Here is a 17,421-nt window from a genome sequence, read left to right on the forward strand (position 1 = left end):
TTCAATAGCCGGGATTGCTTACGGCAACAAATATAGTCCATTATTTTACTAGACTTATAATTTATTTTTAATCCCGGTAAGATTTTTTACCGGGATTGCTATTAAAAGATCTTAACGATAATTTTCAGGCTCCAGAACATTACCAATATCCCTAATAAGATCAACGAAGTTTTACGTGGTAATTTACCAGCCAGTTTTGCCGCCAGTGGCGCAGCCAGTAAACCGCCCAGGATCAGGGCTACAATCACCTGCCAGTGTGTTACCCCTAACAGGGTAAAAAATGTAAAGGCACTGGCCAGGGTAACAAAGAATTCGGTCAGGCTTACAGACCCTATTACAAACCGGGGACTGCGGCCTTTGGTAATTAAGGTAGTGGTTACAATGGGTCCCCAGCCACCGCCACCAAATGAATCGAGAAAACCGCCAAACCCGGCCAGCCAGCCGTAGTGTTTGAATTTCTTTTTCTTCTTTTCTTTTTTGAACGCATTCCACAGTATGCGTAAACCCAATATCATGGTATAGCAGGCGATAACGGGTTTCAGGTAGATCGTTTGTGAATCGCCATATTTTGACAACAGTATGGCTCCTAATACAGCTCCTATTACCCCGGGGATCACCAATGCTTTAAACAGCTTTTTATTTACGTTGCCGAATTTGTAGTGGCTGTACCCTGAAGCGCCGCTGGCAAACATTTCGGCGGTGTGTATACTGCCACTCATTGCAGCCGGACTAACCCCGGCTGTTAATAAGATAGTAGCACTGGTAACACCATAGCCCATTCCTAATGCGCCATCAACCAATTGCGCCAGAAAACCAGCCAGTACCATCCAGTGGAAGTTCGGGTCCAGCTGATGGTACCATTTTACTGTATCGTCGGCTATACGTTGAAAGGGTAAGTAAGAGAATATAAAGTGACCTACCAGCATCAGGGCAAATGCGATAAGAGAATAGGTAGCGATTTTTCGAACGCGCCGTTCTCTTTCTACATTATCCTTTTCAACCAGAATGCGGGTGAGCTCGTTCAGCCGTTTTACTTTGTATTCAAAATTGCCATTCAACTTATTCCTTACTGCATGCAGGTTATTGATCATGTCGTCCAGCTCGTTTGGCAGGGCATGGCTCAATACTTCTTTTATGCGTTTGGCGGCAGTAGGCGATTTTCCGTTGGTAGAAATGGCAATTTTCAAATTACCTTTTTGTACAATGGAACTCAGATAAAAATCGCATTGTTCAGGCGTATCGGCCACGTTTACCAGGATCTTCTTTTCCTTTGCAGCCGCCCTGATAGCCAGGCTCGTCTCATTTTCATTCACCGCAATAATAACCAGGTCCTTGTTTTCCAGGTCGGCTTGTATAAAGCCGCGTTCATGAAGGGTTACGTTGGGATGGCTTTTGGCCAGTTTACGTACCTCATCAGAGATGCTAAGAGCTACAACAGTAACCGGGGCAGCCGGCGAATTACCCAGCAGTGCAGACAGCTTTTCTGCACCTACTTTGCCCCCTCCTACCAGCAATACTTTTAACTCTTCCAGCTTTAAAAAAACAGGAAATAAAAGATTGCCCGGGTCGGTTGTTGCGCCAGTTGTTTGTTTTACCGGTATTTTTTGTTCTGTTGTCATGCTTCCCAGCATTTTTTAAATCGTTACCAACTTTTCCCGAACTGCAAAATCGCCAAAAGTTTCACCGGAATTCCTGTTCTTGCTATATTTCTCAAAAAGTTCATCCAGCTCTTTCAAAATTGCAGACTCGTCGATATTTTCTTTATACTTTTTATTTAAACGGAAACCTTCACGGTCGCCACCTATATGTAAATTATAACGGCCATAGGCAGTGCCTATAAACCCGATCTCTGCAGCATACGGCCTTCCGCAGCCATTTGGACAACCGGTCATCCGCATAGAAATTTCATCGTTCTCCAAACCATACTTGGCCAGAATAGGCTCAATTTTCGTGATGAGCGATGGCAGATAGCGTTGTGCCTCAGCCAACGCCAGCGAACAGGTGTTGAACGCTACGCAGGCGATGGCATTTTTACGTATAGCCCCTGCATTGTCGGTATGTTCAATAACTCCGAAATCGGTCAATATCTTTTCTACTGCTTCCTTATCATTTTGTGCAATGTCACTGAGGATCAAACCCTGGTTACTGGTGAACCGAAAATTGGCTTTACCGGTTTTTGCTACTTCCAGTAAGGCGGTTTTCAGCGCCACCTTTTCATCGGCAATACGGCCACTTTCTATAAATACGGTATAAAACCATTTGCCTTCGTGGTTCTTGTGCCAGCCGTATTCATCTTTTCTGCTGGTAAAGCTATATGGCTTCGGTTCTTCGAGTTTGAACCCACACCGTTTTTCCAGTTCTTCTTTGAATGCCTCCACCCCCATTTTGTCGATGGTATATTTCAGGCGGCTCAGCTTACGATCACTGCGGTTGCCATGGTCGCGCTGAATGGTAATAACCTCCAGCACGGCTTTCAGCGTGTTTTCTTCCCCACGTACAAAACCCAGCATGGATGCCAGGCGTGGATATGTAGCCGCATTACCGTGGGTAGCACCCAAACCACCACCAGCAGCGATGTTAAAGCCTATCAGTTTGTCATTTTCAATAATAGCGATCAGCCCCAGGTCATTGGTAAATACATCCACATCGTTGTTGGGCGGGATAGCTATACCCACTTTGAATTTACGGGGCAGATAACGATCCTGGTATAATGGGTCTTTTTCTACTTCTTCTTTTTCCTTTTTATCGATCAATGGCTTTTCATCGAGCCATATTTCATAATAACCTCTTGATTTGGGCAAACCCAGTTTGCTTATTTTCCCTGCGTAAGAAAAAATCTCTTCATGTATAGGTGAAAATTTGGGGTGAGCCGCGCAAACAACGTTACGGTTCACATCGCCACAAGCCGAAATAGAATCAAGTAGTATGGTGTTGAAAGCCTGAATGGTTGGCTTTACGTGAGATTTTAAAATACCATGCAGTTGAATGGTTTGACGGGTGGTGATCTTAATAACCCCTGTTGAATGATCACCGGCAATGTTATGTAAGCCTATGTATTGATCCGCGGTCATGAAGCCACCAGGCAACCGCAAACGCAACATATAAGAATACAGCCACTCCAGTTTTTTGGCACTGCGCTCTTCACGACGATCGCGGTCATCTTGTTGATACATGCCATGGAACTTAACCAACGCGGTATCATCTTCGCGGATAGCACCGGTTAACTCATCGCGCAGGCTTTCTTTCAATGTACCACGCAAACCATCGCTGGCCATTTTTATCTTTTCGGTAGAAGACAGATTCTTATTATCGTTATTACTCATCTTAATGCTGTTTCAAGTTTCAAATTAAGTTCACCGCTTTATTCTAATATACGTCTTTCAGGAAGCGGCCCTCTTCTTTCAACTGATTCAGGTACTCAACCGCTTCGGCGCCTGATTTGCTTCCAAATCTTTCAATGATCTGCAGAATGGTATATTCCACATCTACGCTCATTGGTTCTTTAGCGCCGCAGATGTATACATAGGCGCCATTTTGCAACCACTCATAAAATGCTTTGGCATTCTCCAGCATTTTATGTTGTACATATATTTTTGATTTCTGGTCTCTTGAGAAGGCTACATTCACTTTAGTGAGTACGCCTGTCTGGATCCAGCTTTGAATTTCTGTTTGATATAAGAAGTCGGTTGTGAAATGCTGGTCGCCAAAGAATAACCAGTTACGGCCACTGGCGCCGGCGGCATCACGTTCCGCAATAAAAGATCTGAATGGTGCAATACCTGTTCCGGGCCCGATCATAATCACATCTTTGTCTTCAGCCGGTAAGCGGAACTGGTTGTTTTTATGCACATAAAATTCCAACGGACCATCTACTGGCAGATCGGCCAGAAAGTTAGAGGCCAGACCATGTTTTACCTCGCCGTTCATTTTAAAATTGTCGCGGGCAACGGTAACATGTACTTCACCGCTGTGTGCATTGGGTGAAGAGGAGATAGAGTACAATCTTGGTGTGATCGGTTCCAAAATACCAATCACTTCTTCAAACTGCGCTGCATTGTTTACCGGATAGATCTTTAACAGATCCAGCAAGCTGATCTTTGTTTCGGGAATATCCTGTTTTACGATAGCAGCATATTGCTTTACTACGCGTTCTGGTAAATAAGCAATGTTCACTTTCTTTTTCAACAACTCGATCACTGTATGCGTTTCGTTACGGAACGATACCGTTTTTTTGGCGTCGATGCGGGTCAATGCAATAATTGCATCTACAATAGCAGGCGCATTTTCAGGAATAACACCGATTGAATCACCGGGCTGGTATTCCAGTTCATCGGCTACTATTTCAATATGATGAGTTGCTTTGTTTGAACCTCTGTCGTTCAGGTTTACATTGGTGATGATGCTGCCATTATAAACTTTTTTGCCAGCTGGCTTTTTGGCTGTTACTACCGCACCAACGCTGGCAGTACCATTGCTGCTGGTGGTAGTAGTTAATGAATGTAATACCTGCGAGAACCAGCCATCTGCATCACCCTGGTAATCGACATCGCATTTTATTAAATTAACAACGCGTTGTCCGCCCAGTTTTTGCAATTGCTGGTCTACATCTTCACCGGCCTTGCAATACAGGGGATATGAAGTGTCGCCCAGAGCGAGCACACCGAATTTCATTTGGGGCAACTTGAACCCATTCTGATGTATGTGGTCGTAAAATTTTTTGGCAGTAGTAGGAGGTTCGCCTTCCCCTTGTGTGCTGATGATAGCAAAGAAATATTCTTCTTTAGCCAGGTCATTCAGGCGATAGGTATCGAGGCCTACCACTTTGGCCTGGATACCACTTTTCTTTGCTTTAGCAGCCAGTTCAGTAGCCAGCTTTTTTGAATTACCGGTTTCAGTACCGTATGCTATAGTTATTTTAGATACGGTTGGTTTGCTTTCAACAGGGGCCGCTACGGGTGCAGCTGCTGTTGCAGGAGCCGAAGCCGAAGGTGCCGATGACGCCAGTGTCGATTGGTCGTGACAATTCATCAGTACGCCGGCCAGGAATCCATTCATCCAAACCAGTTCTTCTTTTGTAGAAGTTCTTACTAAATCCTGTAACAATTTCAATTTATGCTCTGCTAACATGTTTATTTACTTTTTCCGCATTTTCAGAATCGGGTGTTGAAGTAATCAGTTTTGCCAGTGGTTTAAAATAATGTTCTGCGCTGTTGCTGTTTTCGAGCCACTTAAACTGCTCATGCAAAGCCACCACTTTGCCTATGATGACCAGCGACGGAGAAACAAATGTTTTTCCCCGAAGCTGTTCATCATATTTATATAAATTGGTTACGTGCACATTTTGCAAAGGCGTGGTAGCCTGCTCAATTACCGCCAGCAACTTTTCGCTTTCTATATTATGCTTTACCAGGTTGCTTACTACATGGTCCAGGGTTTCCGACGACATATAGAACACGAGGGTGTCGTTGGTTTCGGCCAGTTCTTTCCAGTAGTTGTCTGTAACAACATCCAGTTTGTAACTGGTTAAAAAACGGACTGATGTAGTATATCCTCTGGCAGTTAATGGTATGCCTGCATATGCTGCAGCACCCAACGCTGCGGTTACACCGGGAACAATTTCATAAGGTATGTTGTTTTGCACCAGGGTTTGCAGTTCATCGAGTATGTTCGAGAACATGGATGCATCGCCGCCTTTTAACCGTACTACCAGTTTGCCCTGTGCGGCATAGTGTACCAGCAGTTCATTAATGGTGTATTGGGGAGTTGATGATCCACGGCTGCATTGCTTACCCACGAATACGACTTCTGCCTGGCTGTTCACATACTGCTGCAGTATCTCCTCACTTACGAGGCGATCTGCCAACACCACTTCAGCCTGTTGCAGATAGCGTACTGTTTTTACAGTTACCAGGTCCGGGTCACCCGGACCGGCAGCTGCCAGTATCACTTTGCCATATGTTGGGTTTGTTTGCATGTACCGTTTACTATTTATACAAGCCTTCTATTGATAAATACCGTTCGCCGGTATCATAGTTGAATGTCAGTACCCTGGAGCCCTGAGGAATTTCGGCTAATTTCTTTGCTACTGCAGCCAGGGCAGCACCAGTTGAAATACCAGCCAGAATGCCTTCTTCTTTTGCCAGGCGTTGTGCATAGCTGAATGATTCCTCTTTTCCTACACTCACTGTACCATCGAGCAGTTTTGTGTCGAGGATGGAAGGAATAAAACCAGCGCCTAACCCTTGTAAAGGATGTGGGCCAGGAGCGCCACCAGCAATAACTGCTGATAACTCTGGTTCTACAGCGTATACTTTCAGGTTAGGGAATTTGGCTTTCAGCACTTCTGCCACACCGGTGATGTGACCGCCGGTACCTACACCGGTGATCAAATAATCGATGCCATCCGGGAAGCTTTCCAGAATTTCCTGGGCAGTTGTTTCGCGATGCACTTTTACATTCGCTTCGTTATCGAACTGCTGGGGCATCCAGGAATTGGGCGTTGCAGCTATCAATTCCTTTGCCTTTTCGATAGCGCCTTTCATTCCTTTTTCACGGGGCGTTAATTCAAAAGTGGCACCATACAATTCCATCAACTGTCTTCTTTCCACACTCATAGATTCGGGCATCACCAGGATGATTTTGTATCCTTTCACGGCAGCTACCATGGCCAAACCGATACCGGTATTACCAGAGGTAGGTTCAATGATCACGCTGTCCTTATTCAGAATGCCTTTCTTTTCTGCATCTTCGATCATCGATAATGCAATACGATCTTTGATGCTGTTGCCTGGATTGCTGCGTTCCAGTTTAATCCAAACTTCATGGCTGTTACCAAACAACCTGTTTATTCTAACATGTGGTGTTTGGCCTATTGTTTCTAAAATGCTACCGGCTCTCATGCGCTGGTTGTTTTGGTTGTCTATTGAATTACTTGTTTTGCTTTGTTTTTCTTCGGTGATCATAAATTCTCTTTTTTTTAGATGACGAAATTTAATGGCTCAGGAAATGGATTTTTGTCGCGAACCTTTACTTCGCTTTTGTGGTACACTACAGAAAAAGAGGGTACACTGTAAGTAAGCCAAACGTTGCCGCCGATGATACTATCCTTTCCTATAACCGTTTCGCCCCCGAGAATGGTAGCACCTGCATAAATCGTTACATTGTCTTCAATGGTCGGATGTCGTTTTGTGATCGTTTCCTTTGAAACGTGCAGGGCGCCTAATGTTACACCCTGGTAAATTTTTACATTATTGCCTATCACGGTTGTTTCGCCTATCACTATGCCTGTGCCATGGTCTATGCAAAAGCCTTCGCCAATTTGTGCCCCGGGGTGAATATCAACACCGGTTTTGCTGTGCGCATACTCGGTGAATAATCTTGGCAGAATTTCTACGCCCTGCTCCCATAACTGGTGCGATAAGCGATAGACTGCTGTGGCATAAAACCCCGGATAAGCCACCAGCACTTCTTCTACCGACCGCGCTGCAGGATCAAACTGCAATAATGCCTGTGCATCCTTGATCAGCGTTTCATACAGTGCGGGCAGTGCAGCAAAAAATGTTTCTGTATGTTTCTCTGCCTTTTCTTCCTTGTGCGTTACATCATATACCAGGCTCGATAAATGACCTCTTAAGATATTGAGTTCCTTCTCCAGGTCACTGACCAGATGGTGTTTCTTATTGGGTAAAAACAAAAAATTAAATACCTGGTCAATGAACTGCTCCGCCAATTCCTTATCAGGAAAAGTGGTATCTACCTTTTTAAGCTGTGCATATAAATGCTGGATAAATTCTTGCGTGCTCATTTTATTCAATATTCAAAAGTTCAACTCAATGGTTTCCTTCCCGGCTATTGAATCATACAGGCACCAACCGTTACATGGCTGGTTTCATCTATCAAAATGGCGCCACCGTTCTCACGCAGATCGCTATAGGAATCGTACGGAACAGGTGAAGCTGTTTTTATTTTTACTTTTATTACGTCATTCAGGGCTGCTGAGGTAGCTTCTGTTTTTTGCAGCGTATTTACATCCAGCTTGTACTCGATCTCTTTTATTACACTCTTCACCACTTTGCTGTTGATCTGCAATAAATACTTGTTACCGGCAACCAGCGGTTTGCTGTCCATCCAGCACAACACTACTTCCAGCTCCTGTGTTAATTTGGGCAGGTTATCGCTTTTTACGATAATATCGCCACGGCTGATGTCGATGTCATCTTCCAGGTGAAGAATGGCGCTTTGAGGTGCAAACACCTCTTCAACTTGTTTTCCATTGTGCTCGATGGCAGAGATGGTACTGGTACGGCCCGAAGGCAATACAGTGATGGCATCCCCTTTTTTATAAATACCACTGATCACCTTTCCGGCATAACCCCGGTAATCGTGCAGATCGTCTGTTTGAGGACGGATCACATATTGTACAGGGAAACGTGGGTCGGCGAGGTTAATATCTTTGTCTACTTCTACTGATTCCAGAAACTCCAGTAAAGGCGCACCTTCGTACCAGGCCAGCTTCGGTGATTTCTCCACTATGTTATCGCCAAATGCAGCGCTCAGCGGAATATAGGTCACATCTTTCAGCCCCAGTGATTTTGCCACTTCGGCATAATCGATCACGATATTGTTATAAACATCCTGTGAGTAGTCAACCAGGTCCATTTTGTTGATGGCCACTACCACGTGCGGAATGTTCAGCAAAGACGTTATGATTGAATGGCGGCGGGTTTGTTCAACCACGCCATTACGAGCATCTATCAATATAATAGCCAGGTCGGCAGTAGAAGCGCCGGTCACCATGTTGCGGGTATATTGAATATGACCCGGTGCATCGGCAATGATGAACTTGCGTTTGGGCGTAGAGAAATATTTATAAGCTACGTCGATCGTAATGCCCTGCTCTCTTTCTGCACGCAATCCATCGGTCAACAAAGCCAGGTCGATCTCGCCCTGTTCTTTATTCTTACTTTGTTTTTCGATGGCAGCCAGCTGATCGATCATGATGCTTTTGCTATCATATAATAAACGGCCGATCAGGGTACTCTTTCCATCATCAACACTGCCTGCTGTTATAAACCGTAATAAATCCATTTATATAAATATTTTGAAGTTTGAAGAGGGGGTTAGAAATAACCGTTTTTCTTTCTGTCTTCCATAGCTGCTTCCGACACTTTATCATCGATACGGGTTTCGCCGCGTTCGCTGGTTTTGGTAGCGGTGATCTCGCTGATGATGTCGTCGATATTGTCGGCACGTGATTCCACAGCTGCGGTACAGGTCATATCACCTACTGTGCGGTAACGTACATTTTTCCGAAGCACTTTGTCACCTTCATCGAGTTTAATAAACTCGCTTACAGCTACCAGTTGTCCTTCGTGGTCAATCACATCACGTTCGTGTGAGAAATATATAGAAGGCAGTTCAATCTTTTCGCGACGGATATAATTCCAAACATCTAATTCAGTCCAGTTACTGATGGGGAATACGCGTACATTCTCGCCTTTACTTATTTTTCCATTATAGGTATTCCACAGTTCGGGGCGTTGCAGTTTGGGGTCCCATTGACCGAATTCATCCCGAACAGAGAAAATGCGTTCTTTCGCTCTTGCTTTTTCTTCGTCGCGGCGGGCGCCACCAATACAGGCATCAAACTTGAACTCTTCGATAGTATCGAGCAGGGTGAAAGTTTGTAATGCGTTGCGGCTGGCAAACTTTCCTTTTGGTTCGGTAAGGTTTTTTGCTTTGATCGTATCGCCTACGTTGCGAACGATCAACTTTTCGCCTAATCTTTTAGCGAGTTCATCACGGTATTGAAGGGCTTCGGGGAAGTTATGTCCTGTGTCGATGTGTACGAGGGGGAAAGGGAATTTACCGGGGCGGAATGCTTTCAACGCCAGTTGTACCAGCGTGATGGAATCCTTTCCACCGGAAAATAATAAAGCTGGTCTTTCAAATTGCCCTGCTACTTCACGGAAGATATGAATAGCTTCCGATTCCAGATGATCCAAATAATCTAAACTATACTTACTCATATATCTCTTTTCAGAATTCCGTTAATAAATTATTTATGAATATGCAGACCGCATTCTTTTTTAGCTGCGTCTTCCCACCACCAGCGGCCGGCCCTGAAATCTTCGCCAGGCCTTACTGCGCGAGTACAAGGGGCGCATCCTATGCTTACAAACCCACGGTCGTGCAGCGGATTATAAGGCACGTTATTATCATCGATGTATTTTTTTACCTGTTCTGTAGTCCAGTGCAGAATGGGATTGTACTTGATGATCTGGTTGGTTTCGTCCCATTCAATTACACTAAGGTCATTGCGATCGGGTGAGTGTTCGGCCCGTAAACCGGTGATCCAGATCGCATTTCCGGCCAACGCTCTTTTCAGCGGTTCTACCTTACGGATAAAGCAGCACTGCTTACGGTTTTCAACCGATTCGTAAAATGCATTGGGACCTTTTTCGGTAACAAAGGTTTCGAGCAACTTATAATCGGGGTAGTAAGCTGTAATGTTGGCGTGGTATTTTTCGTTCGTATTGTTCCAAACAGAATAAGTCTCGGCGAATAACCTTCCGGTATCTAAAGTAAAAATGCTTACCGGTAGTTGATTGCTCAGGATCTCATGAGCAATTACCTGGTCTTCGTAACTGAAACTGCTGCTGAATGTAACCTGACCGGGGAACTGTTCTGTAAGTAATTTAATAAACTCAGCAATAGATAGTCTATCTGATTGGTGGGTTAAATCTGTCAAGTGTGACTTTAGCGTTGAGCTCATATTCTTTTATCATTCATTCATTCGAAAATCTGGAACCTGGAGACTGCGTGCGAAACGTACAAGTAAGTGGAAAACTGAGTATTAACAGCAACAACAGTATTTGTTGCAACAGGAGATGTACATTAAGTGTATGATGTGGGAACGAAACATATTAAGTCTACTCAATTTGTAGATCAAAGATAATGTAACGAAACGGATATCAAAAATTTTTTCTACCAAATGAGTGGACTAAAACAGTGCTTTTAACAAACCCGCCACAAACAATTGTTTGTATGTGAGTGTCGTAACCGGTGGCGCTTTTAACTGTTAAATGAGCACTTATTATGTATAGAAATAAAGACTAATGGCCGTTCGGATTAGCTTTGTAGCGGATTGAGTACCAGGAGGCCTGGCAGGCGCCGTTCAACTTGTCAGCCTTTTACATACGAGTGCCTGTTATACTTCTCAAGAACCCCAAAAAGGGTGCTTTATGCCAGGCGGACTGTCTCTATTGCAGACTCAAAATGCCTGCTTTTGAGGATATTAGGCCAAAATGGCTGATTTTTTATATAGCACGGTATTTGGTTTCCTAAAAAACTTAAATTGCCAACTCAAATAATAGAAAAGTACTATGAATCTTGGAAAAGAATTTGAAAAATACGCGGTACACCACAGAGGTATTTCAAGCAATACCCTGGACAGTTACCAAAAGCATTCAGTTACGAATCTCACTCCCAATATTATTGAAGAACGTCCCATGAATATTGCTGTCATGGACGTTTACAGCCGGTTGATGATGGACCGCATCATTTTCCTGGGCTACCCCATTAATGACGAAGTGGCAAATATCGTAACTGCTCAGATGTTGTTCCTGGAAAGCACCGATCGCACCCGCGACATCCAGATGTACATCAACTCCCCCGGGGGAAACGTGTATTCCGGTTTGGGTATGTATGATACCATGAACTACATCACCCCTGATGTAAGCACCATTTGCATAGGTATGGCTGCTTCTATGGCTGCTGTATTGTTGTGCGCCGGTACTCAGGGAAAACGCACTGCCTTAAAGCATAGCCGCGTTATGCTGCACCAACCCAGTGGCGCCATTGGTGGTCAGGGCAGCGATATCGAGATCACCGTACAAGAGATCAAAAAGATCAAAAAGAACCTGTACGATGCTATCTCTGTTCACACTGGCAAAACAGTGAAACAGGTTGAAAAGGATTGTGATCGCGACTATTGGTTAACTTCTGAAGAAGCCAAGGAATACGGCCTGGTTGATGAAGTATTGCTGATCAACCCACGTAAAGAGAAAAAAGACAACTAAACCTTGCTTTTACAGGAGAACCAGGTTGTGATTTACTTTCACTTAAATCGAATTCAAACAAAATATTAGTATGCAGTACTCAAATCATTTGTTTCAGCCATTCCGCATGGACGATGAAGACGAACCAAAAGAAAACGGCAAAGAAGAAAAAAATGCAGACTTTGGTATGCTGGCCAAGAAAATGGAGAAGTTCTTTTTTGAACAAAGAGCAGTATACCTGTGGGGTGTTGTAGAAGATAAAACAGCAAGAGAAGTGGTAACCAAATTGTTACTGCTCGATGCTGACAAACCCGGCGAGGACATTAAATTCTTTATCAACAGCCCCGGAGGCGTGGTTACCAGCGGTATGGTTATTTACGATACCATGCGTATGCTGAAAAGCCCGGTTAGTACCATTTGCATGGGTCTGGCAGCCTCCATGGGCTCCATCCTGCTGAGCGCCGGCGCTAAAGGCAAACGTTTCATTTACCCTCATGGCGAAGTAATGATCCACCAGCCAAGCCTGGGCGGATACATGCAGGGCGTAAGCGCTGACCTGGAAATTCAGGCCAAACAAATTAAAAAGACCAAAGAGATCGGCGCCCGCATTCTGGCCGAAAACTGTGGTAAGAAATTTGAACAGGTAATGAAGGATTTCGATCGCGACTACTGGATGGATGCCAAAGAAGCAATTGAATATGGCATTGTAGATCAGCAAGTTGAGAAGTTATAAGTACATATAAACCTGTAAAGGTCCCAAATTCCGTATACTAATTTCTTAGAAAAGGAGTTTGGGATTTTTTATTGGGATTTGGAATAGCATTTAGATACCTTTGTAAGCGATTTTATACAAACATGGCTAAAACAACATTACACTGTTCTTTTTGCGGACGCAGCCGCGATGAAGTAAAGATTCTTATTGCCGGGCAGGAAGGACATATTTGTGAGAATTGCGTTGAGCATGCACGCGAGATCATTGAACAGGAACTGATGATCCGCCATGAAAGTACCCCACCCTCTACTTCCTTCAAACTGAACGTAAAGAAGCCTATTGAAGTTAAACGCTTTCTGGATGAATACGTGATCGGTCAGGATGATGCTAAAAAAGTATTAGCAGTAGCTGTTTACAATCACTACAAACGTCTTCAACAAAAACCCGCTGAAAACGAGGTTGATATTGAAAAAAGTAATATCGTTATGGTGGGTGAAACAGGTACAGGTAAAACCCTGTTGGCTAAAACCATTGCCCGCCTGCTGAATGTACCATTCGCCATCGTTGATGCTACGGTATTTACAGAAGCCGGTTATGTGGGTGAAGACGTGGAAAGCATTTTGACCCGTCTGTTGCAGGTTTGTAATTACGACGTAGCCGCTGCCGAAAGAGGCATCGTTTACATAGATGAAATTGATAAAATTGCCCGTAAAGGCGACAACCCTTCCATCACCCGCGATGTAAGTGGTGAAGGTGTACAACAGGGTTTGTTGAAACTGCTGGAAGGTACCGATGTACTGGTTCCTCCACAAGGCGGTCGTAAACACCCCGAACAAAAACTGATCAAGATCAATACCCAGAACATCCTGTTCATTTGTGGTGGCGCTTTTGACGGTATCGACAAAGTGATTGCCCGCCGGGTAAACACCAACGCCATCGGTTTTAATGTAAACAAAGAGCTGCAGGAACACATGAAAAAGAACCTGCTGCAATACATCAATGCTACCGATCTGAAATCGTTTGGCTTGATCCCCGAGTTACTGGGACGGTTACCGGTAGTTACTCACCTGAATCCATTAGATAAAGCAACGCTTCGTTCTATTTTAACAGAACCGAAGAATGCGTTGATCAAACAATATAAGAGACTGTTTGAACTGGAGAACATTCAACTGAACGTAGATAATGAAGTACTGGATTTCATGGTCGATAAAGCGATGGAATACAAACTGGGCGCCCGTGGCTTACGCAGCATTTGCGAAAGCATTTTAACAGACGCCATGTTTGAACTGCCTTCAAGCAAACAAACAGTTTTCCATTTGAACCTGGAGTATGCGCAAAAGAACTTCGACAAGAGCAAGATGAGCATGTTGAAAGTTGCGTAATCAAACAGTTCTAACAATAAAAGAAACTAAAAACGTCAGTCACTCAGGCTGGCGTTTTTTATTTCCGTAATCTTGTCAAAATATTTGTTATGCAGGAATTGGTAAACAAGTTAATGGCCGAAGGTTTAACCGAACAACAAGCCTATAAAGCCATCGAGATCATCAAGAATTTTGCAAAAGAAAAATTCCCCATCTTCGGCGGCGCTATCGATAAGCTGTTCGACAAATATGGTCCCAAGGATGACGCAGATGATTTTATGCCTTAATACTCCATCTATTCTTTTGTTCAGGGCAGGGATGCAGGCATGCCTGCTTTGTATGTAACTGTTATGTAATCAATCACTGCATCAATTTCAGCATTTGACAAATCAGGAAACGCGGTCATTTGCACATCATTGAACCGCTTTTTAAGCGTATTGAAATAAACATTCCCCGATTTTAAGACAGCGGCAGGGTTTTGCACCCACTGATATAGCAGTTTTCTATCTGGCAGTCTTTGCGATATCCCGCTTAAGGCAGGACCTGTCAGGTCTTTAAATGCCGAATGACAGGAAGCGCAATTGTTTTGGAATATCGCCTTGCCATCATGCCCATTGCCCGGTTTGTAAGAATCTATAGGTATAAAATGGGATTCAACCGTTGCCGGTTCTTCAGGCGGTGGTATTGACAATAACAGATTGGAGAATGCAATGGCTCCTACAACCACAAGCGTTAGGAAGAAGCCCTGCAGCACATAATTGACTTCTTTATTCATACTATAAATTTACTACAGGAACGTAGTACAGCATAATAATTCAGTCATTAGCGTTTTCTGTATTACTTAATTGATTGGCGCTTACATGGCCCTAAATAAAAAATCCTCCCCTCGGCAGAGCGGAGGGAAGGACTGTGTCATGACAAGCAACCTTGAGCAGTATTTCTCAAACTAAGCTCTTAATACTTCACGGGCTATAACAATCTTCTGAATTTCAGAAGTGCCTTCACCTATAGTGCATAATTTACTATCGCGATAATATTTTTCTACAGGGAAATCTTTCGTGTAACCATATCCGCCAAAGATCTGCACGGCATCTGTAGCCACTTTCACGGCCACTTCACTGGCGTAATATTTTGCCATGGCCGCCTCTTTACTCATAACCTGGCCACGCATTTTCAGATCGCAGGCCTGCAGGGTCAGTAACTCGGCAGCTGCTATCTCAGTTGCCATATCTGCCAGTTTAAAGGATACCCCCTGAAAGTTGGCAATGGCCTGATCGAACTGGTGACGTTCTTTGGAGTATTGTATAGACGCTTCGTAGGCGCCTTTGGCAATACCCAAAGCCAGGGCAGCAATTGAAATACGGCCTCCATCCAGCACCTTCAATGATTGTTTAAACCCGTCGCCAAAATTACCCAGGCGGTTACTATCGGGAATGCGGCAATTATCGAAGATCATTTCAGCCGTTTCACTGGCACGCATCCCCAGCTTGTTTTCTTTTTTTCCACCTCTAAAACCCGGCGTGGTTCGTTCTACCACAAAGGCGGTGGCATTGTCTTTTGTTCTGGGTTCACCTGTACGGCAAATTACAATGGCCACATCGGCACTCTTTCCGTGGGTGATCCAGCATTTGGTGCCATTCAGCACCCAGTGATCGCCATCTTTGATGGCCACTGTTTTCATATTGGCCGCATCGCTGCCGGTATTGGGTTCCGTTAAACCCCAGGCACCCAGCCACTCACCGGTGGCGAGTTTGGGCAGGTACTTTTGTTTCTGCTCTTCGTTACCAAAACTCAACATATGACCAGTACAAAGCGAATTGTGCGCAGCCAGGCTTAACCCTATGGAACCACATACTTTGGCAATTTCCTGTATGATGGCTACGTATTCGTAATAGGATAAGCCGGCGCCACCGTATTTTTCAGGGACCAGTACACCCATTAAGCCCAGTTTACCCATTTCTTTAAAAACATGCATGGGAAACTCCTGGGTTTCATCCCACTCCATTACGTATGGCTTAATATGTTGTTGAGCGAAATCGCGGGTTGTTTGAGCAACCTGATCCGTAAGCTCAGAGGTTTGAAAATTCATACTTAAATTTAGCTGAATTAACTCGCATTCAATCGTTAAAGGCCACTGCAATATAGGAGGATTTTTTCACAAACTAACAAATGTTAGTACTCTTTTTTAAAGACTTAACATTCACTCCCTATTCTACCGTTACATAAGCCACCAGTTTTTGATACAGCTCAGGCGTTATCAGCACAATTTGTTGTAGCTCTTCGGGCAACCGGAACAATCCATGCTGCTGCCGGTATTGCACAATGGCATTGGCAATATTCCAGCGGATGTAAGGATGCTGCTTCAGGGTGTTCACGTCAGCCGTATTGATATTGATCTTTTGTAAAACAACAGCACCACATTGTAACCGGGGTTGAATTAGTTGAAACGTTGAATCTGGCAGTCCAAACGTTTCCGCTATCTGCTGCACCGAATGAAACCCACCCAGCTTTTCGCGGAAATTCACGATGCGATTGGCCAGTTTACTGCCAACGCCCGGTAATGAAATATAAGCCGACGTATCGGCCAGGTTAATATCAATAATAGCAGGGGCAGCCTTTTCATATTTAACCGGTGGTTTGCCAGGTGTGTATATTGGTGGTAGTGGTGTAATTCGAACATAAGGCATCAACCGGTCGACATCTTCCTTTTTAAGACTGTACATCTTTTGCAGGTCGGCGGCACTTCGGAACTGTCCGCCTTTGGCCAGATAATGTTGAATGGTGCGAACAGCACGATCGTTTATACCCAGCTTTTTCCAGCCGGCCGCATCGAGCGTATTGGGGTCGAAGGGAAAAAGGGTGGCTTTTGCCGGCTCTTCCCTTACTGGTTCATAATACACATCATTATAGGCAGATTCTTTGTAGGAAGATTTCCGGTTCCGATTCTTACCTACCTGCTCAAGTGGCGTTTGCTGCACCTGCATGGCTTCTACGCGAATTGTTTCACTAAAAGTGGCGGTTCTAAAAAACTGTGGGAGGGTAATACAAATGGCAATCAGGGCCAGAAGTACATAAATGCCGGTGCGTTCTTTCTTTGTGAAAGAGAAATAATTTTTCCAGTTGCTTTCCATACATCAAGATTGAGCGGTGTCAATTTTTATTGATTTCGAGCTACTAATTATTGCCTTTCACGTGATTATTCAAAAAACACTTACTTTTTTCTCCCTAAATATAAGTATTTGAAACAATAAACGTTACACATATAGCCTTATTCGCCCCTAAATAACGC

General features: G+C 44.2%; 16 protein-coding genes. 4 read left to right on the top strand and 12 right to left on the bottom strand.

The genetic code is table 11. From position 1 onward, the window contains the following. Positions 1-101: 101 nt before the first annotated feature. Genes BMX95_RS00515 through BMX95_RS00555 form a run of 9 tightly spaced genes read right to left on the bottom strand, consistent with a single transcriptional unit; the run spans position 102 to position 10,774 of the window. On the bottom strand, positions 102-1,619 hold the full coding sequence (locus tag BMX95_RS00515) for a TSUP family transporter (RefSeq protein ID WP_081199925.1): 1,518 nt from the start codon (positions 1,617-1,619) through the stop codon (positions 102-104). Between the two features lie 15 nt (positions 1,620-1,634). Continuing rightward, entirely contained in the window at positions 1,635-3,323 is a 1,689-nt protein-coding gene (locus BMX95_RS00520) for an NADPH-dependent assimilatory sulfite reductase hemoprotein subunit (RefSeq protein WP_081199647.1), read from the bottom strand. Between the two features lie 43 nt (positions 3,324-3,366). Continuing rightward, positions 3,367-5,127: a diflavin oxidoreductase gene (locus tag BMX95_RS00525; RefSeq protein ID WP_081199645.1), complete on the bottom strand. Its 1,761-nt coding sequence runs from the start codon at positions 5,125-5,127 to the stop codon at positions 3,367-3,369. Continuing rightward, positions 5,111-5,974 carry a uroporphyrinogen-III C-methyltransferase gene (gene cobA, locus BMX95_RS00530; RefSeq protein WP_081199643.1) on the bottom strand — a complete coding sequence of 288 codons (864 nt, stop codon included), beginning with the start codon at positions 5,972-5,974 and terminating at the stop codon, positions 5,111-5,113. Before cobA ends, BMX95_RS00525 begins: the two co-directional genes overlap by 17 nt. Before the next feature lie 10 nt (positions 5,975-5,984). After that, positions 5,985-6,962, bottom strand: a complete 978-nt coding sequence (gene cysK, locus BMX95_RS00535) for a cysteine synthase A (RefSeq protein ID WP_242673102.1) — start codon at positions 6,960-6,962, stop codon at positions 5,985-5,987. A gap of 14 nt (positions 6,963-6,976) precedes the next feature. Continuing rightward, positions 6,977-7,804, bottom strand: a complete 828-nt coding sequence (gene epsC / locus BMX95_RS00540) for a serine O-acetyltransferase EpsC (protein WP_081199641.1) — start codon at positions 7,802-7,804, stop codon at positions 6,977-6,979. Between the two features lie 44 nt (positions 7,805-7,848). Further along, positions 7,849-9,087, bottom strand: a complete 1,239-nt coding sequence (locus BMX95_RS00545; protein ID WP_081199639.1) for a sulfate adenylyltransferase subunit 1 — start codon at positions 9,085-9,087, stop codon at positions 7,849-7,851. Between the two features lie 32 nt (positions 9,088-9,119). Further along, positions 9,120-10,028, bottom strand: a complete 909-nt coding sequence (gene cysD, locus BMX95_RS00550; protein WP_081199637.1) for a sulfate adenylyltransferase subunit CysD — start codon at positions 10,026-10,028, stop codon at positions 9,120-9,122. A gap of 29 nt (positions 10,029-10,057) precedes the next feature. After that, complete coding sequence (locus BMX95_RS00555) at positions 10,058-10,774, bottom strand: phosphoadenylyl-sulfate reductase (protein WP_081199635.1); 717 nt, start codon at positions 10,772-10,774, stop codon at positions 10,058-10,060. A 610-nt stretch (positions 10,775-11,384) separates the two neighbouring features. Between BMX95_RS00555 and BMX95_RS00560 the strand changes: the two genes are divergently transcribed. From BMX95_RS00560 to BMX95_RS34780, 4 genes are all read left to right on the top strand, one after another. After that, a complete protein-coding gene (locus BMX95_RS00560; RefSeq protein ID WP_081199633.1) occupies positions 11,385-12,080 on the top strand; it encodes a ClpP family protease in 696 nt (231 codons plus the stop codon). A gap of 70 nt (positions 12,081-12,150) precedes the next feature. After that, the gene (locus BMX95_RS00565) at positions 12,151-12,792 is read left to right on the top strand and encodes a ClpP family protease (protein WP_081199631.1); all 642 of its coding nucleotides are present in this window, start codon (positions 12,151-12,153) and stop codon (positions 12,790-12,792) included. A 122-nt stretch (positions 12,793-12,914) separates the two neighbouring features. Next, positions 12,915-14,153 (top strand): ATP-dependent Clp protease ATP-binding subunit ClpX, encoded by a 1,239-nt coding sequence (clpX, locus tag BMX95_RS00570; protein ID WP_081199629.1) that lies wholly within the window; start codon positions 12,915-12,917, stop codon positions 14,151-14,153. Positions 14,154-14,242: 89 nt separating this feature from the next. Then, positions 14,243-14,419: a hypothetical protein gene (locus BMX95_RS34780; protein ID WP_165758890.1), complete on the top strand. Its 177-nt coding sequence runs from the start codon at positions 14,243-14,245 to the stop codon at positions 14,417-14,419. A 20-nt stretch (positions 14,420-14,439) separates the two neighbouring features. Here the strand turns inward: BMX95_RS34780 and BMX95_RS00575 are convergent, their stop codons facing one another. The 3 genes from BMX95_RS00575 to BMX95_RS00585 form a co-directional block, all read right to left on the bottom strand. Then, a complete protein-coding gene (locus tag BMX95_RS00575) occupies positions 14,440-14,907 on the bottom strand; it encodes a c-type cytochrome (protein ID WP_081199627.1) in 468 nt (155 codons plus the stop codon). 171 nt (positions 14,908-15,078) lie between these two features. After that, positions 15,079-16,221 carry an acyl-CoA dehydrogenase gene (locus tag BMX95_RS00580; RefSeq protein WP_081199625.1) on the bottom strand — a complete coding sequence of 381 codons (1,143 nt, stop codon included), beginning with the start codon at positions 16,219-16,221 and terminating at the stop codon, positions 15,079-15,081. 118 nt (positions 16,222-16,339) lie between these two features. Beyond that, entirely contained in the window at positions 16,340-17,263 is a 924-nt protein-coding gene (locus BMX95_RS00585) for a ComEA family DNA-binding protein (RefSeq protein ID WP_081199623.1), read from the bottom strand. Positions 17,264-17,421: the final 158 nt, after the last annotated feature.

This window comes from Niastella yeongjuensis (assembly GCF_900110245.1).
Lineage (GTDB): Bacteria > Bacteroidota > Bacteroidia > Chitinophagales > Chitinophagaceae > Niastella > Niastella yeongjuensis.

Excerpts from the sequence above, each read along its gene's own strand:
- BMX95_RS00515 (WP_081199925.1), bottom strand. The coding sequence starts at position 1,619 with ATGACAACAGAACAAAAAATACCGGTAAAACAAACAACTGGCGCAACA.
- BMX95_RS00520 (WP_081199647.1), bottom strand. The coding sequence starts at position 3,323 with ATGAGTAATAACGATAATAAGAATCTGTCTTCTACCGAAAAGATAAAA.
- BMX95_RS00525 (WP_081199645.1), bottom strand. The coding sequence starts at position 5,127 with ATGTTAGCAGAGCATAAATTGAAATTGTTACAGGATTTAGTAAGAACT.
- cobA (WP_081199643.1), bottom strand. The coding sequence starts at position 5,974 with ATGCAAACAAACCCAACATATGGCAAAGTGATACTGGCAGCTGCCGGT.
- cysK (WP_242673102.1), bottom strand. The coding sequence starts at position 6,962 with ATGATCACCGAAGAAAAACAAAGCAAAACAAGTAATTCAATAGACAAC.
- epsC (WP_081199641.1), bottom strand. The coding sequence starts at position 7,804 with ATGAGCACGCAAGAATTTATCCAGCATTTATATGCACAGCTTAAAAAG.
- BMX95_RS00545 (WP_081199639.1), bottom strand. The coding sequence starts at position 9,087 with ATGGATTTATTACGGTTTATAACAGCAGGCAGTGTTGATGATGGAAAG.
- cysD (WP_081199637.1), bottom strand. The coding sequence starts at position 10,028 with ATGAGTAAGTATAGTTTAGATTATTTGGATCATCTGGAATCGGAAGCT.
- BMX95_RS00555 (WP_081199635.1), bottom strand. The coding sequence starts at position 10,774 with ATGAGCTCAACGCTAAAGTCACACTTGACAGATTTAACCCACCAATCA.
- BMX95_RS00560 (WP_081199633.1), top strand. The coding sequence starts at position 11,385 with ATGAATCTTGGAAAAGAATTTGAAAAATACGCGGTACACCACAGAGGT.
- BMX95_RS00565 (WP_081199631.1), top strand. The coding sequence starts at position 12,151 with ATGCAGTACTCAAATCATTTGTTTCAGCCATTCCGCATGGACGATGAA.
- clpX (WP_081199629.1), top strand. The coding sequence starts at position 12,915 with ATGGCTAAAACAACATTACACTGTTCTTTTTGCGGACGCAGCCGCGAT.
- BMX95_RS34780 (WP_165758890.1), top strand. The coding sequence starts at position 14,243 with ATGCAGGAATTGGTAAACAAGTTAATGGCCGAAGGTTTAACCGAACAA.
- BMX95_RS00575 (WP_081199627.1), bottom strand. The coding sequence starts at position 14,907 with ATGAATAAAGAAGTCAATTATGTGCTGCAGGGCTTCTTCCTAACGCTT.
- BMX95_RS00580 (WP_081199625.1), bottom strand. The coding sequence starts at position 16,221 with ATGAATTTTCAAACCTCTGAGCTTACGGATCAGGTTGCTCAAACAACC.
- BMX95_RS00585 (WP_081199623.1), bottom strand. The coding sequence starts at position 17,263 with ATGGAAAGCAACTGGAAAAATTATTTCTCTTTCACAAAGAAAGAACGC.